Source organism: Streptomyces sp. NPDC002328 (genome assembly GCF_042890065.1).
Lineage (GTDB): Bacteria > Actinomycetota > Actinomycetes > Streptomycetales > Streptomycetaceae > Streptomyces.
This window is the reverse complement of sequence record NZ_JBIARQ010000001.1, coordinates 680,674-706,250: the sequence shown is the minus strand read 5'-3', so window position 1 is coordinate 706,250 and position 25,577 is coordinate 680,674. Positions and strand designations below refer to the sequence as shown.

General features: G+C 69.6%; 16 protein-coding genes. 5 read left to right on the top strand and 11 right to left on the bottom strand.

Going from position 1 to position 25,577, the window contains the following annotated elements:
• Positions 1–155: 155 nt before the first annotated feature.
• Together ACFYX4_RS03165 and ACFYX4_RS03160 are read right to left on the bottom strand one after the other, a co-directional pair.
• Positions 156–392 (bottom strand): hypothetical protein, encoded by a 237-nt coding sequence (locus ACFYX4_RS03165; RefSeq protein ID WP_389324884.1) that lies wholly within the window; start codon positions 390–392, stop codon positions 156–158.
• 29 nt (positions 393–421) lie between these two features.
• Positions 422–7,279, bottom strand: a complete 6,858-nt coding sequence (locus ACFYX4_RS03160) for a polymorphic toxin-type HINT domain-containing protein (RefSeq protein WP_389324882.1) — start codon at positions 7,277–7,279, stop codon at positions 422–424.
• Positions 7,280–7,595: 316 nt separating this feature from the next.
• On the opposite strand from ACFYX4_RS03160, the gene ACFYX4_RS03155 reads away from it, so the two are divergent.
• The 3 genes from ACFYX4_RS03155 (at position 7,596) to ACFYX4_RS03145 (ending at position 12,167) form a co-directional block, all read left to right on the top strand.
• Positions 7,596–10,763 carry a VCBS repeat-containing protein gene (locus ACFYX4_RS03155; RefSeq protein WP_389324879.1) on the top strand — a complete coding sequence of 1,056 codons (3,168 nt, stop codon included), beginning with the start codon at positions 7,596–7,598 and terminating at the stop codon, positions 10,761–10,763.
• Positions 10,764–11,135: 372 nt separating this feature from the next.
• Positions 11,136–11,489 (top strand): hypothetical protein, encoded by a 354-nt coding sequence (locus ACFYX4_RS03150; protein WP_389324876.1) that lies wholly within the window; start codon positions 11,136–11,138, stop codon positions 11,487–11,489.
• A 312-nt stretch (positions 11,490–11,801) separates the two neighbouring features.
• Complete coding sequence (locus tag ACFYX4_RS03145) at positions 11,802–12,167, top strand: hypothetical protein (protein ID WP_389324873.1); 366 nt, start codon at positions 11,802–11,804, stop codon at positions 12,165–12,167.
• A gap of 216 nt (positions 12,168–12,383) precedes the next feature.
• Here ACFYX4_RS03145 and ACFYX4_RS03140 read toward each other — a convergent pair whose 3' ends face one another.
• From ACFYX4_RS03140 to ACFYX4_RS03105, 8 genes are all read right to left on the bottom strand, one after another.
• Positions 12,384–14,111 (bottom strand): pyridoxal phosphate-dependent aminotransferase, encoded by a 1,728-nt coding sequence (locus tag ACFYX4_RS03140; protein WP_389324870.1) that lies wholly within the window; start codon positions 14,109–14,111, stop codon positions 12,384–12,386.
• 163 nt (positions 14,112–14,274) lie between these two features.
• Entirely contained in the window at positions 14,275–15,426 is a 1,152-nt protein-coding gene (locus tag ACFYX4_RS03135; protein ID WP_389324867.1) for an aldose epimerase family protein, read from the bottom strand.
• Positions 15,427–15,554: 128 nt separating this feature from the next.
• Positions 15,555–16,799, bottom strand: a complete 1,245-nt coding sequence (gene mmsB, locus ACFYX4_RS03130) for a multiple monosaccharide ABC transporter permease (protein ID WP_389324864.1) — start codon at positions 16,797–16,799, stop codon at positions 15,555–15,557.
• Positions 16,796–18,346 carry a multiple monosaccharide ABC transporter ATP-binding protein gene (gene mmsA / locus ACFYX4_RS03125; RefSeq protein WP_389324861.1) on the bottom strand — a complete coding sequence of 517 codons (1,551 nt, stop codon included), beginning with the start codon at positions 18,344–18,346 and terminating at the stop codon, positions 16,796–16,798. The genes mmsB and mmsA overlap by 4 nt, the downstream gene beginning before the upstream one ends.
• Before the next feature lie 53 nt (positions 18,347–18,399).
• Entirely contained in the window at positions 18,400–19,506 is a 1,107-nt protein-coding gene (chvE, locus tag ACFYX4_RS03120) for a multiple monosaccharide ABC transporter substrate-binding protein (RefSeq protein ID WP_389324858.1), read from the bottom strand.
• 153 nt (positions 19,507–19,659) lie between these two features.
• Complete coding sequence (locus tag ACFYX4_RS03115) at positions 19,660–20,631, bottom strand: hypothetical protein (RefSeq protein ID WP_389324855.1); 972 nt, start codon at positions 20,629–20,631, stop codon at positions 19,660–19,662.
• Between the two features lie 123 nt (positions 20,632–20,754).
• The gene (locus tag ACFYX4_RS03110) at positions 20,755–21,759 is read right to left on the bottom strand and encodes a zinc-binding dehydrogenase (protein WP_389324852.1); all 1,005 of its coding nucleotides are present in this window, start codon (positions 21,757–21,759) and stop codon (positions 20,755–20,757) included.
• The gene (locus tag ACFYX4_RS03105) at positions 21,756–22,916 is read right to left on the bottom strand and encodes a mandelate racemase/muconate lactonizing enzyme family protein (RefSeq protein WP_389324849.1); all 1,161 of its coding nucleotides are present in this window, start codon (positions 22,914–22,916) and stop codon (positions 21,756–21,758) included. Before ACFYX4_RS03105 ends, ACFYX4_RS03110 begins: the two co-directional genes overlap by 4 nt.
• 190 nt (positions 22,917–23,106) lie before the next feature.
• Here ACFYX4_RS03105 and ACFYX4_RS03100 point away from each other — a divergent pair, with 190 nt between their 5' ends.
• A complete protein-coding gene (locus tag ACFYX4_RS03100; protein WP_389324846.1) occupies positions 23,107–23,895 on the top strand; it encodes a hypothetical protein in 789 nt (262 codons plus the stop codon).
• Between the two features lie 32 nt (positions 23,896–23,927).
• On the opposite strand, the gene ACFYX4_RS03095 is transcribed toward ACFYX4_RS03100, so the two are convergent.
• Positions 23,928–24,365, bottom strand: a complete 438-nt coding sequence (locus ACFYX4_RS03095; protein WP_389324842.1) for a MarR family winged helix-turn-helix transcriptional regulator — start codon at positions 24,363–24,365, stop codon at positions 23,928–23,930.
• Positions 24,366–24,466: 101 nt separating this feature from the next.
• On the opposite strand from ACFYX4_RS03095, the gene ACFYX4_RS03090 reads away from it, so the two are divergent.
• Positions 24,467–25,489: an NADP-dependent oxidoreductase gene (locus ACFYX4_RS03090; RefSeq protein WP_389324839.1), complete on the top strand. Its 1,023-nt coding sequence runs from the start codon at positions 24,467–24,469 to the stop codon at positions 25,487–25,489.
• Positions 25,490–25,577: the final 88 nt, after the last annotated feature.

The window sequence follows — 25,577 nt, the reverse complement described above, 5'->3', positions numbered from 1 at the left end:
GCTGTCGGTTCGGCAAAGTGACGGGCCGTCAAGTCGTTTGCCGGACGGGTCTTCCCGTACCCCCACATGGGACAGCTCCCCCGGAGAGGCCTCCGGGGGAGCTGTCGTCTCACTGTGCCCGCGTGGGGCGGGCGGACCTGTGGGTCACCCCCCTGTCACCAGGGAGGACATGGCAGGCCGCTGGCCTTCCTCGGCTCGAGGAACTCCTCCCGGAACACATCCAGGGAAGCCCTCAGCAGAGGAATGTCGATCTCCGGCCGGATGTAGCTCAGCCGGGCCGAGCTGTCGTCAAGGCGGAACTCCAGCAGGAGTTCACCTCGCCTGCCGTCGATCCACTCGACGACCTCCATCGACTCGAAGTCGTTGTGGTCGCTGAGAATGATCAGGGCCATGTACTCATGCCCCTGGACCGAGAAGGACCTCATAGCCAACCTTCGAACTGGACCCGACCGCCGCGCATGCTCCATCGAGCACCGCGTTTCGTCACATCATCCGTGATCTCGAGCACCTCGTTGCCGTAGTGCGCGGTCGACGGGCTGATGGTTCGGGTCGCGTTCGGGTTGCCCAGCAGTTCGCCCAGCAGATCCCTGCCCCCGTCGTTCAGGGCCCGCTTGTCGTTCTGACGGTTGGCCCCCCGAAGGAACGGAGCGTACTTGGCGATATGACCAGGGGTGCGCGAGGTCGGGTCGGTGTGCTTCTGCAGGGACCTTCCCGCCTCGGTCAGGTGGAAGTCGTACTGCCACTGCTTGCCCTTCTTGGGCGGGATGGGCCGAAGGGCCGCAGCGCTCAGGTCGAGATCCGTCGCGTCGGCCAGGCCGCAGTTGTGGGCGAGGACCGGCGTGGACCCGGCCAGCACGTAGTACGTGTGGACGTCCGTGACGGTCAGGTTGTGAACCGTCGCCTTCTTCGCCGTCCACGCCTCGACCGCGCCGACCTGGATCCAGGTGCCCGAGGACGTCTGGAGCCACTGGCCCGGCTTCAGTTCACCGACGTCGATCCACTTCTTCAGGGACGGAACCCAGAAGGGGTGACCGGCGGTGGCGGTGAACGTCATGTTCCGCGACGGCTCGGCTGAGCCCTCGTGGACCGACAGCGTGACCTTCACCAGCCGCTTGGTGCCCTTGCCGATGATCGTCGCCGTGGCCGTCTGGACCGAGGTCTTGCCCGTCCTCGGGTCGGTGGCGACCACCTTGTCGCCGACCTTGACCTTCTCGATCGGCTTGGTCGACCCGTCGGCCATCAGCACCCGGGTGCCGGGCTTGAAGCTGTTGGACTCGCAGGCCGCTCCCTGGACCTCTTCCTTGACGGTCTCCTTGACCTCCTTCGCGACCTTCTTCACCGCCCGCTTCACCTGCGACGGCTTCGGCCTCGGCTTCGGCTGGGAACGGGGCTTGGCACGCGGCTTCGGACGGGCCGCCGCCTTGCGGGCCGCAGCCCGGCGCGCCGCCGCCTTCTTCGCCGCCGCACGTGCCGCGCGGGCACGGGCCTGAGCCGCCGCGCGACGTGCCGCCGCCCGCTTGGCCGCCGCACGGGCCGCAGCCCGCTTGGCCGCCGCGCGCTTGGCCGCCGCCGCCTTCCGCGCCGCCTCACGGCGGGCCTTGGCCGCCGCACGCTTCGCGGCCTCGAGCGCACGCTTGCGAGCGAGGGCCGCGGCACGACGAGCCGCCGCCTGAGCCGCCTTGCGGGCCGCGATGATCGCCGCACGACGGGCCGCCGCGCGGATCGCCGCCTGGATGGCGATACGGGCCGCGATACCGATCAGGATCGGGAAGAAGGCTCCGGACGGGTCGGAGAAGGTGGCCGGCGCGTTGTTGCTGTAGCCGTACGGGTTCATCGTGGCCGGGTTGCTGAAATCGACCATGGGGTCGACCTGGATGAACCGGCCCGTCACCGGGTCGTAGTCACGGACGCCCAGGCGGGTCAGTCCCGTGTCCTTGTCGACCGTGCCCCCGACGAAGCCCCGCTCTCCCGGCCAGGCGGTGGGCTGCTGCCCGCGCGCCTCGCCGAACGGCATCGCCTTGCGCCGCGTGACACCCATCGCCGGGTCCGCCATGTTCACGACCGTGTGGGACGTGCCGTGGTGGTCGGCGATCATCAGCTGACGGACGCCGCCGGTCGCACGGACCGTCGTCGAGCCGTCAGGGTTCCCGTAGAACCGTTCCGCCTTCGCGCTCGTGTTGGCCGCGTTGACGGTCAGCTCCGCGTCGGCCAGGAACAGCGTGCGGCTGCCGTCCGCGCCGGTACGGATGAGGCGGTCGCCGTCCGCGCCGTACAGGTACGACGTGGCCTTGGTGCCGCCGCCCTCGACCGGCTGGGTCACCTTGCGCAGCTTGCCCTCGACGTCGTACTCGAGCGTCTGGTTGGCGCCGCCGTGCTGGCGTCCGACGGTGTTGCCGGCCTTGTCGTAGGAGAAGGTGTTCAGGCGCTCGCCCTGCGGACCGACCGACTTGATCTCGGCCAGCGCGTTCGGGCCGCCCACGCCCTCCTTTCCGTACAGGTAGGTGCGGGTCACGTCCTTCGCGGTGTCGCCCGTCGGGTCGTGCTCGACGAGCTTCTTGCGGTTGCCCGCCTCGTCGTACTCGAACGACTGCCAGTAGGCGTCCGGACCGCCGACCGTGTCCTTCGACGGGGCCGCCGTGCAGTCCTCCGCCGCCTTCGACGTCCAGGCCGAGGTCATCTGCCTGAGCTGGTCGTAGACGAAGCACTGCGTGTCCGTCTTGCCCGCGTCGGGAGCCGCGCTGCCGGGCACGTCGGTGATCTTGGTGACGTTGCCGGCCTCGTCGTACCCGTACCGCGTCTCGCTGATGCGGCCCGGGTTGACCGAGCGGTCGAAGGTGGCCGTCTGGAGCCGGCGGGTGAACTCGTCGTAGACGTAAGAGCCGTGGACCTGCTTGCCGGCGGGGCCGGCGTCCGTGCTCAGGACCTCGCCGAAGGCCGAGTAGTCGACGCCCGCGAGGTACGTGGACGCGCCTCCCATGAAGATCGGCAGGTCGTCGGAGTTGTAACGGAAGACGACCTTCTCGTTCACCAGCCCGCCCAGGCCCGGCACCTCGACCCAGGCCAGCTTGCCGGTGGGGGTGTACTCGTACTTGTACTCGTACGAACCGCCCAGCCCGGTCTCCTCGGCGGGGATCACCGTCTTCGTCGACTTCACCCGGTAGGCGTTGTCGTACTCGGTGATCTCCTCCCGGTACTCGAGGCCGTTCTCGTAGCGGATCTGCGCCGTGGGCAACCCCTTGCCGAGGGTGTCGTACGTCCACTCCACACGCTTCGGGCCACTGGTGCTGCCCTCGCGCAGGGAGGTCGGACGGCCGCCCGCGTCATACGTGGTGAACAGGGACCGCTTCATCGGGTCGATGCTCTCGACCACGTTGTCCGCGTTGTCGTACCGAGTCTCGGCACGCCCGCCGTCGGGGTCCGTGACCGCGGTCTGGCGACCGCGCTTGTCGTACTCGAACGTGGTGGCGGCGCCGCCCGGCGCGGTCACCTTCCGCAGGTTGTCGAGGTCGTCGTACTCGTAGACGGTGTCCCGCCACTTCGTACGCTCGGCGTTGGTGTACTCCCGCAGCCGCTCCGTACGCCCCTCGGCGTCCTCGAAGACCGCCGTGACCGTGTCGCCCTTCGGCGGGATCGTCGTGGAGACGTCGCCGTCGCGTTCGGTCGTCGTGCGGAGCTTCTCCGTGCCGCGGTAGTACGTGATCTCCGCGGTGGGCTGGCCCTGGCCGTCGAAGGTCGTGCGGTTCTGGGACGGGACGTCCTGGTCGCCGACCTGGAGCAGCTTCGCCTCGGGCTCCGAGGAGTTGTAGTAGCCGTCGTTCTCCTTCCAGACCCGGCCGACGCTGTCGTAGAAGGTGTCGTTGACGATCCGGCCCGCGCCGACCGCCTCGTCCTGCGTCTGCCGCTCGCGCAGCAGGCCGTCGAGGATCTCGTACGACACGGCGTACTGGCCGTTGTCCTTCAGCGTCCGCGAGGTGACGACCGTCGGGCCGTCGCGGCGGACGGCGTAGTCGTACGTGGCGGTCGGCGTCTGGGTCGCCGGGTCGCGGTCGATCTCCCAGACCTTCAGGAGCCGGCCCAGCGGGTCGTACTCCATGGTCGCCGACTTGCCGTTGGCGTCGGTCTCCTTCTTCGGCAGACCGCGGACCTCGTCGAACTCCGTGGTCTCGGTGAAGCCGAGCGGGTCGTGCGAGACCTGCTTGGTCGGCCGCGCGACGGTGGCCGGCGTGTACTCCATCCACGTCTTGCGGTTGTCCGCGTCGTACGTCGCGGTCTCACGGCCGTGGATGTCGTACTCGGTCTTGTCGATGGTGACGTAACCGTCGCCGGTCGCGTTCATCTCCTGGACCTCGGTGGGCAGACCCTTGGTGGGGGCCGCGCCGAAGGCCAGGTTGTCGTAGAGCGTGCGGGTGTCCTCGACGACCTCGCCGCCCGTGGTGCCGCAGGCCCCGAGCGCGGTCTTCTCGCGGGACTCCAGCTCGATGAGGTGCGCCGTGGTGTTGCGGGCGTAACTCACCGTCGAACAGCGGACCTTGCCGCCGGTCGTCTTCTCCTCGACCTGGTACGGCAGGCCGTAGCCGTCGTACTTGGTGGTCTCGGTGGTGGTGCGCCACGTCTCGCCCTTGACCCGCTCGCGGCTGCGGACGGTCTCCGGGCGGGTCATCCACGCCTCGAGTGGCGTGGTTCCGGCCCGGGTCCGGGTGGCCGTCTTCACCGCCCAGGGGGTGGTGACGGTCGCCGAGTCGACGGCTCCGCCGTCGGACTCGTAGGTGATCTGCTCCAGCAACTGCCCCTGGTACTGCGGCAGATCCTGGTGGCTCGCGCCGTCACTGGTCTCCACGACGGACGCACGCGTGCCGGAGGGCAGCTTGTCGCCGTGCAGGCCGCGGAAGTAGCGGTGCTCGGTGAGCTGCTTGACGTCACCGCCCGCGCCCTGGCGGGTGCGGACCCGCTCGTAGCCGCGGTACTGCGACCAGGTGCGGTACTTGTTCTCGGTGAACTCGCTGTCGTCGTAGCCCCAGGCCGCGCCGCCGAGGAACTCGTACGAGGTGACCTTGGCGGGGCTGTCGGTGACCAGGTCCTCTTCGCTGACCTGGGTGACGACGTACTTGTGGAACCAGTCCTTGACCTGCGCCGTCGCGCCCTTGGGCGTCCAGAACTGCGGGAAGCAGCGCATGGAGTTGGACTCCGGCGAGGCCGGCATCCGCTTCGGCTCCAGGGCCTGGCAGTCCTTGGCCGAGTAGGTGACGCCGATCCGGCCGCCGGTCTCGGTGTCGATGGCGTGGACGCGGTAGCGGGAGAAGGGCGGCAGGCCCTCAACGCCGTCGACGCGGTTGTCCAGCTGGGTGCCGGCGAAGGTGACCTTCGGCATGTCCGCCGTGCCGCCGGCGCCGTGCCCGGTGCGGGCGATCGACTCCAGCCACAGGGCCGGGGAGGTGGCGTCGCCGGTGGGCGGGTAGGACTGGTCCAGCGTCCAGGAGTCGACCGGCTTCAGGGCGGCGCCGACGAGCACGCTGGTGCTGATCTTCGTCAGGCGCTTGGTCGTCCAGAACGTCGGGGAGAACTTGTCGGTGCACTTGGCGCCCGACGCGCACTCCTGGTCCAGCGGGGTGTCCGGCCAGTGCTTGGCGTTGGCCGTGGTCCGCTTGGCCTCGGCGCAGTCGAACGCCGTGCTCGGGATGCACCGTTCGGACAGCGTGAAGGCGACGCGGCCGGCCGGCAGGACGCCGAACAGCTTGTCGGAGCGCAGGCCGTAGTCGATGCGCGCGAGCTGCGCGTTGCGGTCGTAGCGGGCCTGCTGGTCGGCCTTCATGTTCTGGCCGTAGTAGTTGGTGAACTTGGTCCACCACAGGGTCATGGCGTCACCCAGCGGGTCGACCACGTAGTCCAGGTTCCAGCGGTAGGCCTGGGCGCAGTCGGAGTCCATGAACGCCGTGGCGTGGCAGGGCTCGTCGGGGTGGTTGCCGAACACCGGCACGGTGAGCGCCGAGTTGGTGACCGTGCCGTCCGGCGCGCCGGGCAGCTTGTTCAGGCCGAAGTGGTACTGGGTGCCGTCGGTGGTGGTCAGGACCCAGTGCTCGCCGTCCTTGGCGCCGTTGACCGCGCCGGTCTTGCGCTGGAGGCGCGAGCCGTCGTCGTCGGCGGGACGCCACTCGTCGGTGCCGTCCTTCTTGACGAGTTCGGTGGTGTTGCCGCCCAGCGACATCACGACGTGGTCGGAGCCCCAGCACAGGTCGCCGCTGTCGGCGGTGTTGTTGGGCTTCTTCCCGTCGATCGCGGCCTTGTCGTCCGAGCAGGAGCGGAACTTGCGCTCGATGAAGCCCGGTTCGTAGTCCCAGCCCTCGGCGATCCAGGAGGACTGCGCGTTGGTGGACGCGGTGCGGCCGTCCACCGCCTGCGAGGAGTAGGACAGTTCGACCTCGGGCTGCGGGCCGCCGGGCACCTCGGGCGCCTCGATCGGGTAGGCCCACGAGAAGCCGCCGGAGGACGAGCCGGCCATCCAGGAACCGGACGGGGCCAGCGAGGTGGCCGCGTGGCTGCCGCCGGGCCCGGAGGCCTCGGCCGCCGCCGCGAACACGGTGGGCGCGGCGGCCAGGTCGGCCATGCCGCGAACGGTCTTCGCCGCCGGGTCGTTGGCGCCGGGCAGGGCGGTGCGGGTACGGCACTGCTCCAGCTCGGGCGTGGTCAACGCACAGGCCGGGAGCTTGTACAGGCGCAGCCGGGAGCCCCAGTCACCGCCGTAAGTGTCCTTGAACGACGCGTAGTCCAGCTCCAGTTCGACGGAGCCGGACGCGGCGGGAGCCAGGCCGTTCGTGGCGGGCGCGGCGGTGAACAGCACGCCCTGGACGCCGGCCTTGCGGGCGGCGGTCTCGTCCTTGACCTGGACCTGGAGGGCGGTGCCGGCGTCGGCGACGGCCTTCCTGGGTGCCAGGCCCTGGGTGTTCAGGGCCTTCTTGGCGGGTGTCGCGGTGGTCTGACGGGCCTTCACCATGCCGGTCTGCACGGCGGTGGTGTCCCTCGGAGTGGTGGCGCCGGTGGTCAGCGGCGCGCGCTTCGGCAGCTTGTCGCGACTGTCGGTGACCAGTGTCGTGAAGGTGCCGGACGGTATCTTTCCGGCCGCGGGCTTGAAGGCGCCCTGCGCGTCGTCCCGGGTGGCCGGGCGCTTCTTTTCGAAGTCGCTTCCGGGAACGGATCGATCGCGTTTCACGTCGGAGATCCGGGTGCTTCCGTCGGCGGCGTTCGCGTCGTCGGGCACGAGCCCGACGAAGAGCACGAGCCCCACGAACAGGGAAACGGATCTGTGCCAGTGGCCGAAATAGCGTAGCTGTCTTATGACTTGGTCCACTAAAGGACCTCCCCCTTACTCACTCTGTGTGATCTCACTCTGTGTGATCGAGTGTTGAACGGTCAGACAGTAGGCTCTTGCGATCACCCTGACAAGCAAAGCCAAGGCAATGCGACAATCCCCACTTTGCTCATGCGTAGGCAAAGAATTGCCTTTGTGGCGTGTACTGTTCGGCCTCGCGGCCCGCGTGAAAGGGCGCGCAGCGCTACCCCGCGAGGGGTACGCACGGCAACGACTCCGGGGGGATTCGCCCATGCCAGAAACATCCCGAAGACAGCGCCCGACCAGGCGCTCGGTTCGGGCCGCGCTCGTCGCGGTGCTCGCCGGCGGGACGCTCGGGCTGACACCGCTCATGCCGCTCACGGCAGGCGCGGCCGACGCCGACCCGACCTCGGTGGCCGGCACCGGCTCGACCGAGGCGGCCGCGAACGCCGAGGAGAGCGCACTCCAGAAGGCGGCCGAGAGCGGCAAGCCCGTGGAGGTGGTGTCCGCCCGCAGCGAGACCAGCGAGACGCACGCCCTGCCCAACGGCAACCTGCGCACCACCCAGCACACCCTGCCCGTCCGCGTGAAGCGCGAGGGCGTCTGGACCCCGGTGGACACCACGCTCACCGAGGCCGCCGGCCGGATCTCGCCCAAGGCGGCGCCCGGTCGCGTCACGTTCTCCGCGGGCGGCGACACCCATCTGGTGACCCTCGCCGACCAGGGCGGCGAACTGTCCCTGACCTGGCCGAAGGCCCTGCCCGAGCCCGTGCTCGACGGGGCGACGGCGACCTACCCGGAGGTGTTCCAGGGCGTCGACCTCGCGGTGAAGGCCAGCGTGGACGGCTTCAGCCAGGCGCTGATCGTGAAGACGCCCGAGGCGGCCGACAACGACGAACTGGCGCAGATCGACTTCGGGTTGAGCACCAAGGGCCTGGAGCTGACCAAGGACACCGCGACCGGCACCCTGAGGGCGGTGAACGCGGCCGGGCAGACGGTGTTCGCGTCCTCCACGGCCCGGATGTGGGACTCGTCGGGCACGGAGGAGGAGCCGGCCGCCGGCACGCCGACTCCGGCCAAGGCCTCAGCCAAGGTCTCAGCCAAGGTCTCAGCCAAGGCGACCGCGTCGGAAGAAGCCGACACCGAGCCCTCCCCGCTCACCTCCAAGAGCAGCGAGGTCGGCGTCCGGGTCTCCGACGAGAAGATCGTCCTGACGCCCGATCAGAAGCTGCTGAACGCACCGGACACCGAGTTCCCGGTCTACATCGACCCTCGGATGACCGGCAAGCGCGAGGCCTGGACCATCGCCTACAAGCCGCATCCGAACAGCAGTTACTGGAACGGCACCGGCTGGGACGGCGGCACGACGAGCGAGGCGCGCGTCGGCTACGAGTCCTCGACCGGCGGCACGGCCCGCTCCTTCTTCCGCGTCGGCTCCAAGTTCCTTGCCGGTGTGAAGGTGATCGACGCGCAGTTCCAGATCACCGAGACCCACTCGTGGTCCTGCACCCCGAAGCCGGTCGAGCTGTATCTGACCGGTTCCATCAGTTCGTCCACCACCTGGAACAAGCAGCCGTCCTGGTCGACGCGCCAGGACAGCCGCAGCGTCGCGCACGGCAACGAGGACTTCGGCTGCGCCAACGCGGCGGTCGACTTCGCCGCCAAGGACGCGGCGGTCAAGGCGGCGGCCAGCAAGTGGTCCAACATCACCTTCGGCCTGCGCGCCCCGCAGAGCGCGGAGGACAACAAGGACGAGTACAGCTGGAAGAAGTTCAAGCCGGACGCCAAGCTGATCGTCGAGTACAACCGTCCGCCGAAGGCCCCCTGGGCGCTGGACACCATCCCCAGCTCCAAGGTGAGCGCCACCGAGTGCGGCAACGGCTCGTCCTACGTCACCCTCGGCAACACGGACGTGACGCTGACCGCGCAGGTCTGGGACCCGGACGGCGGCGGCGTCAACGTCCAGTTCCACCTGTGGGCGACCGGCAAGCACGACACCACTCCCGGCATCATCTTCGACAAGAGGGTGAAGGTCACCGTCAAGTCCAGTGACTCCAAGGGCGCTCAGGCCCGCGTGGTCGTGGGCAAGGACCTGCTGGCGAAGCATCTCGGCGCGAGCAACGGGCAGTTCAGCTGGAAGGCGCAGGCCGAGGACACCGCGGACGCGAACTTCGCCTCCGACTGGACCCCGACCAAGGGCGCGCCGGGCTGCCGCTTCGGCTTCGACCCGAACGCGCCGACCGTGATGCCCGTCGTCGACTCCAAGGACGACCTGTTCCCCGAGACGACGGCCGACATGGAGCCGGTCGAGGGCGCGCTGTCCCGCACCAAGGGCGTGTTCGAGTTCGGCGCGAACGGCGTCGCGGACACCACCGAGTACCTGTACGGCCTGGACCGCACTCCGCCGAACGTGTCGGCGAAGCCCGCGGCCAAGGGCGGCAAGGCGACGGCGGACGTCACCCCGCTCACCCCGGGACCGCACACGCTGTACGTGCGCATGGTGGACGCGGGCGGCAACCCCGGCCCGGTCTACCCGTACCGGTTCTATGTGAAGAGCCCGGGTGTGACGGACAAGCCCGGTGACGTCAACGGCGACGGTCTGCCGGACATGTTCGCCGTCGACGGCGCCAACAACCTGCGCCTGTACGGCGGTACGGGCGCCGGCAAGGTGGCGACGATGATCCCGCTGTCGTCCGGCGGCGGTTGGGGCGGTTCCCTGCTGACCCACCGCGGCGACTGGACCGAGGACTTCTACGAGGACCTGGTGGCCCGCCGCCCCGACGGCAAGCTGTGGCTGTACCCGAACAACGGGCAGGGCGAGTTCACCGACGACACCAAGCAGGAGGTGTACGTCTTCCCGGACCCGGAGACCGAGGTGGCGATCGACCCGGCGACGATCAAGCAGATCGTCTCGGTCGGTGACATCACACCGGACAGCGAGTCGTCCAACCCGGACTTCGTCGCGGTCATCGGCGACCAGCTGTGGTTCCTGCCGGGCTACGCGTACGGCACCGTCGAGTCGGGCTACATGATCGGCAGCGCCGGCTGGGGCAAGATGCAGCTGGCCTCTCCCGGCGACGTCGACGGCGACGGGTTCACCGACCTGCTCGCCCGTGACACCGTCGGCGGCGGACTGTGGGTGTACCACGGCCGCAGCCCGGGTGACGCGGACGGCGACGGCGTCCCGGACGGCGGCACCGACCCGGCCTCGCTCGGCGCCGGCGGCAACCGCACGGCGCACGCCACCGGTTGGACCACGACGGCCCGCCCGCTGTTCACCGCCCCCGGCGACACGAACGGCGACGGCATCGCGGACCTGTGGACGACGACGGCGAACACCACGGCGGGCCTGGAATGGCTCCCGGGCCAGCGGACCGGGGTGGGCACGCCCACCGTCGTCGGCACGGGCGGCTGGCAGGCGATCAAGCTGATCTCCTGATCGGCGCCGGCCGGATTCGGTTCCCGGGGCGGCCATGAGATCGTTCTCCGTCGAAGGACGTGAGTACACGGCGCTGATCATCCTCAGCCTGCTCCAGGCGGGCGAAATAAGACGACAGCTCCCCCGGAGAGCCTCCGGGGGAGCTGTCCCTGTTCTGCCACGAGAGCTCCGTCCTCAGGCCAACCCTCGCGGAGCGGGTCTATGCGCACCCTGACGGTCGACAAGGACACTGACATGTTCGGAGGGTAGGCATTGGGGCGCATTCTGAAGAGGGTCCCCAAGGTTCCGTGGGGGAGTCTCCGTGACTCGCTCGGATCGGCTCGCGGCATCCCGCCACTTCTTTCCAGAATGGCCTGGGGGGACGAAGCGACCGTGAGCGCGGCCCTCGACGAACTCGGCGACCGTGTGTGCCATCTCGGTTTCGTCGTGTCGGAAGCGACGCCCCACGTGGTTCCGTTCCTGGTGGAGCTTGCCGGAGATCCCTCTGTCCACCATCGTGCGGAGATCCTGGAGCTCGTCTCCAAGATCTGCGCGACCAGGGAGTGGGAGACCACGGCACGTCTGGCGCCGAGTAAGGACACGCAGGGGTACCAGGAGAAGATCGCCTGGGAGACCGCGAGCCGGGACGCTGTCATGGCCGGTGCCGGGGTCTTCCAGGGCTTGCTGGACGATCCTGACCCCGCAGTGCGCACGGCTGCGCGAGATCTCGTCTCGCATCTCACGTAGCCGGGCTCCACCGCCTTCCTGGGCGAACGTGGCACCAGCGGCTCCCCTTTGGGTTCCAATGGGGAGCCGTTCGCGCGGTCTACAACAGACTTGACGAATCGTCACCTACCGGATCGACAGCTGAGTGACAGGTGCCGTTTCTGCGGTGCCGTGTTCATGGCAGAGGCATCGGATGTGCGTATCGGGCGCCGTACCGTTCTCGCCGCCACCGGGGGCCACCGCCGCTGATGAATGTGAATTCGGTTCGGCGGAAGGAATGCGCCAGTGGAGCCGACGCTTGACACGAAGGCATTCGTCGACAGGTTCCGGTACATGGCCGAGCGAGCGGGACGTCGGCAGGTGTCCACTCCGTTCGGCGTGCTGGAGCTTTGGGAGACGTTTGTCGACGACTGCCGCGAGGGGTACGACGGAACGCTTTACGAGTACCGGGACCAGCTCTCGGTGAGGCGTTTCCTGCAAGGTGTCCTGGACGACCCCGTCATCCGGGACACACCGGAGATCGAGTGGTTCGCCGCCGACGTGGCGCGGATCGACGCGAAGTTCCGGGCGCTCCTCGACGCCGGACACCCGGTGCCGGGTGGCACGGCCTGGTGGGACCGCAGAATCCCCGGCCTGGCCGGCGACGACATGGCGGAGAACGTCAGGAACCACTTCGGCATCGAGTTGGACATCGCCTGAGGTGACGAACACGAAGCTCCCGGCCGACAGCCAGTCGGCCGGGAGCTTCGTCAATCCCCCGACGTGAAGCGTGAAGACGGCTACTTCTCGACCCACCGAGACGGGTGGCAGGGTGGGCAAAGGCTCGGGGGTCCGGGGGCGGAGCCCCCGGTTACGGGCCGACACCCGGGCGCGGACGCCTCACCCCCGCCCCCCGGACGCTCCCCCGCGGAGCGGCTAGCCCGCCTGGCCCATCCCCGCCGCGTTCGGCCAGCTCTGGGCGTTCGGCCAGCCCGTCGCCGCCGCGGGCGAGAGGCCGTTGGTGCCCCGGACCTGGGCGGCGGTCAGGCCGCCGCGGGCCGGGACGCCGGGGGGCGTCGGGCCCGGGGCCATCGGCGCGGCGGCGGGCGTCATCGAAGCGGCGGCAGCCGGGGCGGGCGCGGGGGGCGGTGCCATGGGGGCCGGCGCCATCGCCGCCGGTGCCATCTGGGGCGGCACGGGCGACATCGCGGGGGCCATGGCCGGCGCCATAGCGGGGGCCATGGGAGACATCGCGGGCGCCATCGCCGGTACCGGCGCCGGCGCCGGCGCCGGGGCGGCGGTCTGGGGGAAGACCTGGGCCGCCGCCGGCAGCGGCACCCCCGCCCCGTTGGACGGGGTCGGGGCCGACATGCCGACGCCGAAACCGGCCGCCGCGGCTGCGGGCAGCCCCGGCATTCCGGCTCCGACGGCCTGAGCGGCAAGGCCCGGCATACCGGCCCCGTTGGTGGCTCCCACCAGCCGGTCCACGGCCGCCGTGCCCGAGCTGTAGCTGGTCCCGGTGCTCAGCTCGGGCACGGCGGCTCCCCTCCTGTTCCCGTAGAGCACCTGTTCCAGGCCGGACACCAGGCGACGCACGTCCACCTGGGGGCGCACCACGAGCCTCAGGAAGCGGCTGGAGGAGCCGATCTTGTTGCCGCACTCGCGGACCAGGATCCGGTGCTCGGTGAGCAGCCGGTCGCGGACCACGGTGCCCTCGGCGCCCACGGGGAGGCGCACGAAGAGGAAGTTCCCCTGCGAGGGGTAAACAGTCAGGCCGGGCAGCGCGGAGAGCTGGCTGGCCATCTCCAGACGGTCCCGGCGCACCTGCATCAGGCTCTGCGCGTACTCGGGGCCGTGCTCCTTCAGCATGAACACCACGTGCTCGGCGAAGGAGTTGAGGTTCCACTTGGGCAGCATCGAGCGCACGCGCCCGGCCAGCGACGGGTTGGCGACCAGGTAGCCGAAGCGGATGCCGTGCAGGCCGAAGTTCTTGCCGAGGCTGCGCAGCACGACCACGTTGGGCCGCAGCATGGCCTCCTGCACGACGCTCGGCTCGACCTCCGCGTCGGCGAACTCCAGGAACGACTCGTCGATGACGACCAGGTCCAGGTCGGCCATCGCGTCCATGAACTGCACCAGCGCGTGCTTGTGCAGGAACCCGCCGTCGGGGTTGTTCGGGTTGCAGATCACGGCGACCCGGGTGCCGCGCGCCCGGATGAACTCGGCGTACTGGGCGAGGTCGAGGGCGAAGCCGCTGGACTCCTGGAGCGGGAACATGTCGACCCGCTTGCCGGTCTCCATCGGCTGGTCGGTCCAGCGTCCGAACGTGGGGACGGGGACGGCGAGGGACTCACGGACCAGCAGGTGGTCGATCCAGGTGATGAGCTCGGTGGAGCCGTTGCCCATCGCGACGGCCTGCGGCGGGAGTTGGAGCAGGTTGCACAGTTCGGCGGTGATCGTGTCGGCGCTGCTCGGGTAGTACGTGATGATGTCGCGCAGCCGGTTCGACATCTCGTCGAACATCTGCGGGGTGGGGAAGTAGGGATTGCAGGGGATACAGAAGTCCACCGGACCGCCCCCGTCGCCGCCTTCGCGGGTCAGCGCCGCCATCGACGGGCTGTGCGCCGCGGTGCTGCGGAACAACGAGGTGACGTTGTCGGCCATGGAACCTCCGTATGGGGCGGGCCCGGCGGGGACGACCGGGCCCGTCGTCATCTGGGTGGCCCGCGCGGGGGAGCACGGGCCGCCCATACATACGGAGGCTGGGGTGGCGCTGTTCAACCACTGAGGAATCGGTGTGAACTTGTGCGCCCCCTGTGAAAGAGCGTCAGGAGTCGAACGAGTGGATCGTCGTCGTCCGGTAGGTCTGACCGGGCCGCAGCACCGTCGACGGGAAGCCGGGCTTGTTCGGCGAGTCCGGGTAGTGCTGCGTCTCCAGGCACAGGCCGTCGCCCTGGCGGTAGACGGTCCCACCGGTGCCGACGAGCGTGCCGTCGAGGAAGTTCCCGGAGTAGAACTGGAGTCCGGGCTCGGTGGTGGAGATCGTCAGGGAGCGGCCGGAGGACGGGTCGCGCAGGGTCGCCACCGGGGCCGGCCGGGAGGTGATGCCCTTGTCGAGGACCCAGTTGTGGTCGAGGCCCTGGCCGTACAGCAGTTGCTGGTGGGCGACGCGGATGTCCTCGCCGACGGTCTTGGCGCGGCGGAAGTCGAAGGGGGTGCCCGCGACCTTCGCCAGCTCGCCGGTGGGGATCAGGCCCGAGTCGACGGGCGTGTAGCGGGCGGCGTCGATCTCCAGCTCGTGGTCGTAGATCGTGCCGCTGGACTCGCCGGCGAGGTTCCAGTAGACGTGGCTGGTGAGGTTGACGACGGTGGCCTTGTCGGTGGTGGCCTCGTAGTCCACGCGCCAGTCGCCGTGCCGGGTGAGGGTGTAGGTGACCTTCACCTTCAGCGTGCCCGGGTAGCCCATCTCCCCGTCGACGCTGGTGTAGCGCAGGTACAGGCCGACGTCGGAGCCCTTGGTGAACGGCTCGACGTTCCACACGTGCTTGTCGAAGCCCTTGGCGCCGCCGTGCAGGCTGTTCGCGCCGTCGTTGACGTCGACCTGGTAGGCCTTGCCGTCGAGGGTGAACTGCCCCTTGCCGATGCGGTTGCCGTAGCGGCCGATCAGCGCCCCGAAGTAGGGGGACTTGGCGACGTAGTCCTCAATGTTGTCGAAGCCCAGGGAGACGTTGGCGTACCGGCCGCGCCGGTCGGGGATCTCCAGGGACTGGACGATGCCGCCGTAGTCGAGGACCTTGAGCTTCGTCCCGCCGTTGGCGAGGGACCAGAGGTGGACCTTCGTGCCGTCGGCGAGCTCGCCGAAGAGCTTCTTCGACGGCTTCCTGCCGCCGGAGGCGGCCTCGGCGGTGCCGCCGAGGGCGGTGGCGGCTATGCCCGCGGCCGCGGCTCCCGCGATGACCGTGCGTCTGTTCAGTTCCATCTAGCGGCTCCAGAGAGGGGAGTTGGAGACGCCCGCTGGGCCCCGCGCCCCCAGGGGGCGCGGGGAACTGCGCGGCCGGCCATGTGCGGCCCGCAGTCTGCGTACGGCCTGCCCAGCGGAGCGTTTGCTTACGAACCGGACTTGCGCTTGTTCCACACGTCGAACCCGACCGCGGCCAGCAGGGCGAGGCCCTTGATGACCTGCTGCCAGTCGGTGCCGACGCTGAGGAGGTTCATGCCGTTGTTGAGCACACCGAGGACGAGGCCGCCGATGATCGCGCCGAGGACGGTGCCCACACCGCCGCTCATGGACGCGCCGCCGATGAACGCCGAGGCGATCGCCTCGAGTTCGTAGTTCAGGCCCGCCTTCGGAGAGGCCGCGTTGAGGCGGGCGGCGACCACCAGACCCGCCAGGGCCGCGAGCACGCCCATGTTCAGGAAGACGTAGAAGGTGACCTTCTTGTCCTTGACGCCGGACAGCTTCGCCGCCGGCAGGTTGCCGCCGATCGCGTAGATGTGCCGGCCGAAGATCGAGTTGCGCATGATGTAGCCGTAACCGACCACCAGCACACCGAGGATGATCAGGACGATCGGGGCGCCCTTGTAGCTGGCGAGCAGCATGGTGACGACGAGCAGCGCCGAGACGATCGCGACCAGCTTCAGCACGAAGATGTTGTTCGGCAGCACGTCCAGCGAGAACTCCCGCTGCCGCTTGCGGTCGCGGACCTCCTGGAGGACCACGAAGACGATCAGGACGATGCCCAGCAGCAGCGTGAGGTTGTGGTAGTTGGTCTCCGGGCCGGTCTCCGGCAGGAAGCCGTTGCCGATCTTCTGGAGGCCCTCGGGGAACGGGCCGAGGGTCTGCCCCTCCAGCAGGATCTCGGTGACGCCGCGGAAGGTGAGCATGCCGGCGAGGGTGACGATGAACGACGGTATGCCGAGATAGGCGATGAAGAAGCCCTGGATCGACCCCGCCACCGCGCCCACCAGCAGGCAGAGCACCACGGCGACCGGCCAGGAGACGTCGTGCTGCACGGTCAGCACGGCCGCGAAGGCCCCGACGAACGCCGTCAGTGAGCCGACCGACAGGTCGATGTGCCCGGCGATGATCACCAGCATCATGCCGATCGCGAGGATCAGGATGTAGCTGTTCTGGAGCACCAGGTTGGACACGTTGCGCGGCAGCAGCAGGTCGCCGTCGGTCCACACGGCGAACAGCGCCACGATCAGACCGAGGGCGATCAGCATGCCGTACTGCCGCATGTTGCGGCGCAAGCCGTCCAGCATCAGCTGGAGCAGGCCCCCGCCCGCCGCGCCCCCGCTCTTGCCGGGCGGCGCGGGGGCCGGGCTCTTGGCGGTCACATCCGTGCTCATCGGGTTACCTCTTTGTCCTTCGTCATCTGACGCATCAGCGATTCCTGCGTGGCCTCGGCACGCGGGAACTCACCGGTCAGCCGCCCTGCGGCCATCGTGTAGATGCGGTCGCACATGCCGAGCAGCTCCGGCAGCTCGGAGGAGATGAAGACGACCGCCTTGCCCTCCGCGGCCAGCTTGTCGATGACCGTGTAGATCTCGTACTTGGCGCCGACGTCGATGCCGCGCGTGGGCTCGTCCAGGATCAGCACGTCCGGACCCGCGAAGATCCACTTGCTGAGGACGACCTTCTGCTGGTTGCCGCCGGACAGCTTGCCCACCGGCTCGAACACCGTGGGCGCCTTGATGTTCATGGACTTGCGGTAGCGCTCGGAGACCTGCCGCTCCTCGTGCTCGTCGACCACACCGCGCTTGGCGACCTTGCCCAGGGCGGTCAGCGAGATGTTCCGGTTGATGGTGTCGATGAGGTTGAGGCCGTAGTGCTTGCGGTCCTCGGTGACATAGGCGATGCCGTGTCCGATCGCCTCCGCGACGGACTTGGTGCGGATCTCCTTGCCGTCCTTGAGGACCGTGCCGCTCGCGTGCCGGCCGTACGTCCGCCCGAAGACGCTCATCGCGAGCTCGGTGCGGCCGGCGCCCATCAGGCCCGCGATGCCGACGATCTCCCCGCGGCGCACCTGGATCGACACGTCGTCGACCACCTTGCGCTGCTGGTCGATCGGGTGGCTCACGGTCCAGTTGCGGATCTCCAGGGCCGGGGCCGCGCCCTCCTCCGGCTCGTGCGGGGTGCGCTCGGGGAAGCGGTGGTCGAGGTCGCGGCCGACCATGCCCGAGATGATCCGGTCCTCGGTGGTCTCCTCGGACTTCACGTCGAGGGTCTCGATGGACTTCCCGTCGCGGATGATCGTCACCGAGTCGGCGACCCGGCGGATCTCGTTGAGCTTGTGGGAGATGATGATCGAGGTGATGCCCTGGTTCTTCAACTCCAGGATCAGATCGAGGAGTTTGCCGCTGTCCTCGTCGTTCAGAGCCGCGGTCGGCTCGTCGAGGATGAGCAGCTTCACCTCCTTCGACAGCGCCTTGGCGATCTCCACGAGCTGCTGCTTGCCCACGCCGATGTCGGCGACGCGGGTCTCGGGGTGGTCGTTCAGACCGACCCGGCGCAGCAGCTCCGAGGCGTGCCGCAGGGTCTCCCGCCAGTCGATGAGCCCGCGCTTGGCGTGCTCGTTGCCGAGGAAGATGTTCTCCGCGAGGGAGAGGTACGGCACCAGCGCCAGCTCCTGGTGGATGATCACGATGCCGTGCTGCTCGCTGGCCCGGATGTCCTTGAAGCCGCAGAGCTCGCCCTCGAAGAGGATCTCGCCCTCGTAGGAGCCGTGCGGGTGGACGCCGGAGAGCACCTTCATCAGTGTGGACTTGCCGGCGCCGTTCTCCCCGCAGATGGCGTGGACCTCGCCCTGACGGACGGTCAGCGTGACGTCCGACAGCGCTTTGACGCCGGGAAAGGTCTTGACGATCGAGCGCATTTCCAGGACGGGTCCCGCCATGGTCGTGCCTTCCAATCCGTTTTCTAGACGGGCGTTGTGACGTTCGCCGGCGGTTACTTGAGCTTGTCGGCGGTGTAGATGCCGCCCTTGACCAGGATCTCCTCGTAGTTGGCCTTGTCGACGCTCACCGGCTGGAGCAGGTAGGCGGGGACGACCTTGGTGCCGTTGTCGTAGGTCTTGGTGTCGTTGACCTCGGGCTTCTTGTTGTTCAGGGACGCGTCGACCATGTTCGAGGCGACCTTGGCGAGCTGGCGGAGGTCCTTGAAGACGGTCTGCGTCTGCTGGCCCGCGATGATCGACTTCACCGAGGCGAGCTCGGCGTCCTGGCCGGTGAGGACCGGCAGCGGCTTGGCGGCGGTGCCGTAGCCGTCGGACTTCAGGGCGGACAGGATGCCGATGGAGATGCCGTCGTAGGGCGAGAGGACCGCGTCGACCCGCTCGCTCTTGTAGGAGCTGGTCAGGACGTCGTCCATGCGGCGCTGGGCGGTGGCGCCGTCCCAGCGCAGGGTGGTGACCTGGGTGAGCTGGGTCTGCCCGGACCGGACGACGAGCTTCTTGCTGTCGATGTACGGCTGGAGCACGCTCATCGCGCCGTTGAAGAAGTACTTGGTGTTGTTGTCGTCGTTGGAGCCGGCGAACAGCTCGATGTTGAAGGGGCCCTTGCCCGACTTCAGGCCGAGCTTGTCGGCGATGTAGTTGGCCTGGAGCTGGCCGACCTTCTCGTTGTCGAACGACGCGTAGTAGTCGACGTTCGGGCTGTTGAGGATGAGACGGTCGTAGGAGATGACCGGGATCTTCGCGTCCTTGGCCTGCTGGAGCACGTTGTCGAGCGACTTGTTGTCGATCGCCGCGATGATCAGCGCCTTGACGCCCTGGGCGATCAGGTTCTCGATCTGCGAGACCTGCTGGTCGGGCTTGTCCTCGCCGTAGACCAGCTTGGTCTTGTAGCCCTTGGCCTCGAGCTCCTTGACGACGTTGTTGCCGTCGGAGATCCAGCGCTCGGAGGACTTGGTCGGCATCGCGATGCCGATGGTGGCGCCCTTGGTGTCGCCCGACTTCTCCTCGCTGCCGCCCTCGCCGCTCTGGCCGCAGGCGGAGAGGGTGAGGGCGAGGGAGGCTGCTCCGGCGATGGCGGTGAGGGCGGCTCTGCGAGTACGCATGGTCATCATCCTTGATGTGGTGAGTGAGGGTGCGGGCTCCGCGGGGTGGAGAGGCCCGGATGCGGTGCCGTGGAGCCGAGGAAATGCGCGTGTGGGATTCTGTTCGGCTGCGTCGGCTTCTGTGAAGCCTTCGTGTGCGGTGTGTCCGGAACGTTATGCGGACGTTTCGAACCGTCTCAGCGAACCGGGGAGCCGCGAGCCCAGCGGAGCCATGTCGCCGTCGGCTCCGTGCCGGGCGAGCAGGTCCAGGGCCAGCCGTCCGCGCCGCACCCGCTCCTTGGCGGTGGACAGCGTCAGATCCCGCAGGTGCTGCCCGTAGGGATAGATGCCGGGCGTCTTCGACAGGCCGAACTTCAGGTAGAGCGGTGCGCCGCGCCGGATCAGCTCGGCCACCTCGTACATCCGCACGTACCCGCCGAGGTCGTCGGGCGCTTCGATGTACATGTCCATGGGAGCGCCCGACACCCGCCGGATCTCGGTGAGATGATCCAGCGTCAGATCGCTGGGCACGTTGACCGAGTCCGCGCCCAGCCGCTCGTACACCGCGTACGAGGCCGGGTTGACGGGGCCGATCAGCGCCGACACCTTGAGCGTGGTGTCGGCCGGGATGATCCCGGCCTCCCGCGCCCGGTGCAGCGTCCACAGCACGCCCTCGTCGGCGACGAGCAGGCACTGCACGCCCAACTCCGTCGCCCGCACGGCGTCTTCGACGCAGCCGGCGACGGCGTCGTGTCCGCGGGCCCGCAGCCCCGCGCCGCGCGAGTCGGTCCGGGTGGAGCCGCCGATGTCCCAGGTGCCGCGCGGACCGGTGAACAGGCAGAGCTCGATGCCGCGTTCGGCGGTCGCGTCGACCATCTCGGTGATCTCGGCGTCGGTCAGCATCCACACGCCGCTGCCCTGGCTGATCCGGTGGATCGGCACATCGAGCCGCGAGGCTTCCTTCAGGACGACGGCCAGCGCCTCGGGACCCTCGCACGAGGGGATCTCGGTGCGCCAGCGGCCGCCGCCCGGGAAGCTGTGGGCGGAGGCGTCGGCGGGGTCGAGGGCGGGCGCGTCCAGGCCGAGCGCGGCGAGCGCCCGCTCACCGGGTCGGCGGGCCGCCGTGGCGGAAGCGTCGGTGGTCACAAGGCTGTCCTTCGTGTTCGAGATATCGGACGAGGTTCGCGGCTCAAGGCGTGAAGGGCTGGTGAGCACGCCGGCACGGAGACCGTCAGGTCGCCCCCGTGCCGGCGTGCGGCTGGGGGTGTCCTACGGCCGGAGCAGCACCTTGCCCACCTTCGGGTCGCCGGAGCCCACGAGTTCGATCGCCTCGGGGAACTCCGTGAGCGGCAGCTCGTGCGTGACCAGCGGCAGCGGATCCAGCAGCCCGGCCCCGAACACCCGCACGGTGTGCGACCAGGCGTCCGGCGGCGCCCCGAAGACGGAGTGCACCTCCAGCTGCCGTACGACCAGGTCCGTCGGGTCGAGACCGTCGGCGCCCGGCGCGGGGATGCCCGTCAGGACCAGCCGCCCGCCGCGCCTGAGCAGCGAGGCGGCGGTGCGCGCGGCGGAGGCGGACCCCGCGGTCTCGATCACCACGTCGAAGTCGTCGGGCAGCTCCTGGTCCCGGGTGCGGAAGTCCGTGGCCCCGAACTGCCGCGAGAGCGCCTCGCGGTCGCCGCGGGTGCCGACGACCAGCAGCTCGGCCGGCGAGCCGGCCCGCAGGAACTGGACGGCGAACATGCCCAGCGTCCCGGTGCCGACGACGGCGACCTTCTCACCCGGCAGGGCGTGCGCCTTGAGGGCGGCGGCCGCGATGCAGGCGGCCGGCTCCAGCAGGGCGGCGGCGGTCAGGTCGGCGGCCTCCGGCAGCACATGCAGCAGCCGGGCCGGCAGGGTGAGGGTGGCGGCCATCGCCCCGGGCTGGGTGAAGCCGGTCTCCTCGTAGCCGTCCGTGCACAGCGTCGTCTCGCCGGCGTGGCAGCGGTCGCAGACCTGGCAGTTGCGGAAGCCCTCGCCGACGACCTTCCGGCCGACCAGGGACTCCGGCACCCCGGCGCCCACCGCCTGCACCGTCCCCGACCACTCGTGGCCGGGGGTGAGCGGGTAACGGACGTACCCCTCGGGCCGGTTGCCCTGGTACACCTCGCGGTCGCTGCCGCAGATGCCGACCGCGTGGACCCGTACGAGCGCCTCGCCGGGGCCCGGCTCGCGCGGCGTGTGCGCGACGAGCCGGTGCTCGCCGGGCGCCTCGACGACGACGGCGGTGCTCACTTCCGGTCGCCCTTCGGCTTGCGCTGCTCCCAGCCCTCGGCCCACAGGTCGAAGCGGGCCTGCTGCTGCGGGAACTCGGCGGCGGCGTCCACGTCCAGCTCGACGCCGAGACCGGGCGCGTCGGAGAGGTGGAAGTAGCCGTCGACGACCTCGGGGGCGCCCTTGACGACCTTCTTGATCTCCGCGTCCGCGAAGTCGTTGAAGTGCTCCAGGATCTTGAAGTTGGGGGAGGTGAAGCCCACTTGGAGGGAGGCGGCGGTCAGCACCGGCCCGCCCACGTTGTGCGGGGCGACGAGCACGTAGTGCGTCTCGGCGGTCGCCGCGAGCTTGCGGGTCTCCCAGATGCCGCCGATGTGGCCGACGTCCGGCTGGATGATGTCGACGGCCTGGCTCTCGAAGAGCTCGCGGAACTCGATCCGGTCGTGGATGCGCTCGCCGGTCGCCACCGGGACGTCCACCTTGGCGGCGACCTTCTCCAGCGCCTTCAGGTTCTCCGGCGGGCAGGGCTCCTCCAGCCAGGCCGGCTTGAAGGGCGCGAGCTCCTTGGCGAGGCGGACGGCGGTGGCGGGGGAGAAGCGGCCGTGCATCTCCAGCATCAGCTCGGCGTCCGGGCCGATGGCGTCCCGCACGGCCTCGATGAGGGAGACGGCGTACAGGCTCTGCTGGTGGTCCAGCTCGAAGTGCCCGGTGCCGAAGGGGTCGATCTTGAGCGCCTTGTACCCGCGCTCCATGACCCCCTGGGCGGCCTTGTGATAGGCCTCCGGGGTCCGCTCGGTGGTGTACCAGCCGTTGGCGTAGGCCTTGACCTTGTCGGTGACCTTGCCGCCGAGCAGCTGCCAGACCGGCACCCCGAGGGCCTTGCCCTTGATGTCCCAGCAGGCCATCTCGACGACCGCGATGCCGGACATCACGATCTCACCCGCACGGCCGTAGTCGCCGTACTTCATCCGGCGCACGAGGTCCTCGACAGCGAACGGGTCGGAGCCGAGAATGTGGTTCTGTTCGGCCTCCTTCAGATACCCGATCAGCGCGTCGGTGTGGCCCAGCATGCGGGTCTCGCCGACGCCCGTGATGCCCTCGTCGGTGTGCACCTGGACGTAGGTCAGGTTGCGCCAGGGCGTCCCGACCACGTGTGTGCTGATTCCGGTGATGCGCACGGAAGTTGCCCCTCAGCTGTTCGAGATTTCGTCACACGTTCGAAATGCTGGCGTGACAGTAAGGACGGTATGAGGGGGGTGTCAATGGGTCGCACGCATAACGGTTTCGACCGGGGCGCTCGGTTTACCACACAACTTTCACAGGCAGACCTAGGAACGCCACGCTCCGGGAACTTAATCTTCCCGCGTCATGGACTACTGCCTCCCGTGCCGACGGCACCTCAACGGCGCCCTCGCCTGCCCGGGGTGCGGCGCACCCGCCGAACCGCCGCGCGCGCACGCGCCGGAGACGTACGAGCCGCAGCCTTACGAGCCGCAGTCCCAGCCGCACGTCGAGACCGCGGATGGGGCCGACGTGGAGGCCGACTCGGGGGCCGACGCCTCGCAGGGGCGCGCCGCTCGCCGCCGGGAACAGGGACGGGGCGGCCGGACGGCCCGGAGCGCGGGTCGCGGACCGGTCGGCGACGGCGAGGCGAGTCGTCGCGATCGCAAGGCCGCCGTCCACCGAAGACGCCGGCGCAGGACCCTGCTGATCACCGCCGGCTTCGCCCTCGCGGCCGGCGCGCTGAGCCTCGCCGAACTCGGCATCGACGCCCCCGGCTCCGGCAGGTCGAACCCGGCTGCGGCCGGCGGCGAGACCCCGATCGCCGAGGACTCCGCCACCCCGGACGTCACGGCCGACCCCCTGGACGCGGCGAGCGGCACCGCCCCCGCCACGGCCTCGCCCACCCCCTCCGCCTCCGCCTCCGCCTCGGCCTCCGCTTCGCCCTCGCCCAGCGAGTCGGAGCCGACGGCGACGCCGACGGACGAGGACTCCGACGCGCCGTCCGCCCCCGGCGCGTCCTCCGCCCCCGCCCGCGACTCCCGGACGGCGCCCACCGCCAAGCCGACCCCGACGGCCACGCCGACGACCTCGAAGCCGGCCCCGGACCCGTCGCCGTCGGAAACGTGCAACCGGTTCCTGTGGTGGTGCACCTGAGCGCGGCGTAGCCTCGGGACGTCAGGACGACGTCACTGGTCCAGCATGCGCCGCAGCAGTACCCGCAGCACCTCGCGCTCCTCGTCCGCGAGCCCGGCCAGCGGCTCGCTGGCGAAGCGCAGCGACTCCCGCAGGCTCTTCGCCACCCGGCGTCCCTCCTCCGTCGCCGCCGCCAGTTTCACCCGGCGGTCGGCCGGGTCGGGGCGGCGCTCCGCCAGGCCCCGGGCCTCCAGGCGGTCGACGATGCCGGTCACGTTGGACGGCTCGCACTTCAGCCGGTTGGCCAGCTTCCGCATGGGCAGCGGCTCCAGGGAGAGCAGACCGAGCAGTTTCGCCTGCGCGCCGGTGAGGGCGTGCACGGCGGCGGCCTCCTCGTAGTCCGCGTGATAGCGGGCCACGACCTCGCCGATCAGCTCGACGACCTCCAGGGTGAGGGCGTCGAGTCGGCGGGTCTGCTGAGGTGTGGACATGCGATCCAGGGTACCCGGTTACTTGACACCATGAAATATTCAGGAGCATGGTTGTTTCAGGTACTGAAGCAATCGAGCCGCAGCACGTAAGGAAGGGCTCCATGTCCGACACCCCCACGCTTCCCTCCACCGGCCGCGAGTGGCGACTGCTCAGCCGCCCCGTCGGCTGGCCGAAGCCCGAGGACTTCGAGCTGGCCGAGGCGGAGATCCGCCGGCCCGGCCCCGGTCAGGTGCTCGTCCGCAACGAGTACCTCTCCGTCGACCCGTACATGCGTGGCCGCATGAGCGCCGCCAAGTCCTATGTCGCCCCCTTCGAGCTGGGCAAGGCCATGCAGGGCGGCGCCGTCGGCGAGGTCGTCGCCTCCGAGGCCGAGAACGTCTCCGTCGGCGACCACGTCCTGCACTTCGGCGGCTGGCGCGAGTACGCCACCATCGACGCCAAGCAGGCCATCAAGGTCGACCCCGACACCGCGCCGCTCTCCACCTACCTCGGCGTCCTCGGCATGACGGGCCTCACCGCCTACGCCGGACTGCTGCGCACCGCCTCCTTCAAGGAGGGCGACGCGGTGTTCGTGTCGGGCGCGGCCGGCGCCGTCGGCAGCCAGGTCGGGCAGATCGCCAAGCTCAAGGGCGCCTCCCGGGTCATCGGCTCGGCCGGCTCCGACGAGAAGGTCAAGCTGCTGGTGGAGGAGTACGGCTTCGACGCCGCCTTCAACTACAAGAACGGCCCCGTGGGCGAGCAGCTCCGCGCCGCCGCGCCCGACGGGATCGACGTCTACTTCGACAACGTCGGCGGCGACCACCTGGAGGCCGCGATCGGCTCCCTCAACGAGCGCGGGCGCATCGCGATCTGCGGCATGATCTCCGTCTACAACAACACCGAGCCCGCGCCCGGCCCGAAGAACCTCGCGCGGCTCATCCAGACCCGCGGCCGCATCGAGGGCTTCCTCGTCGGCGACCACTACGACCTCCAGCCGCAGTTCGTCCAGGAGGTCGGCGCCTGGATCCGCTCCGGCGAGCTGAAGTACGGCGAGACGGTCGTCGAGGGCATCGAGAACAACCTGGAGGCGTTCCTCGGCGTCCTGCGCGGCGACAACACCGGCAAGATGATCGTGAAGCTCTAGGCGGACGCAGAAGCGAGCGCGAGCGCACACCCGCGCGTGCACACGACGGAAGGCCGCACCCCTGGACGTGGGTGCGGCCTTCGCCGTC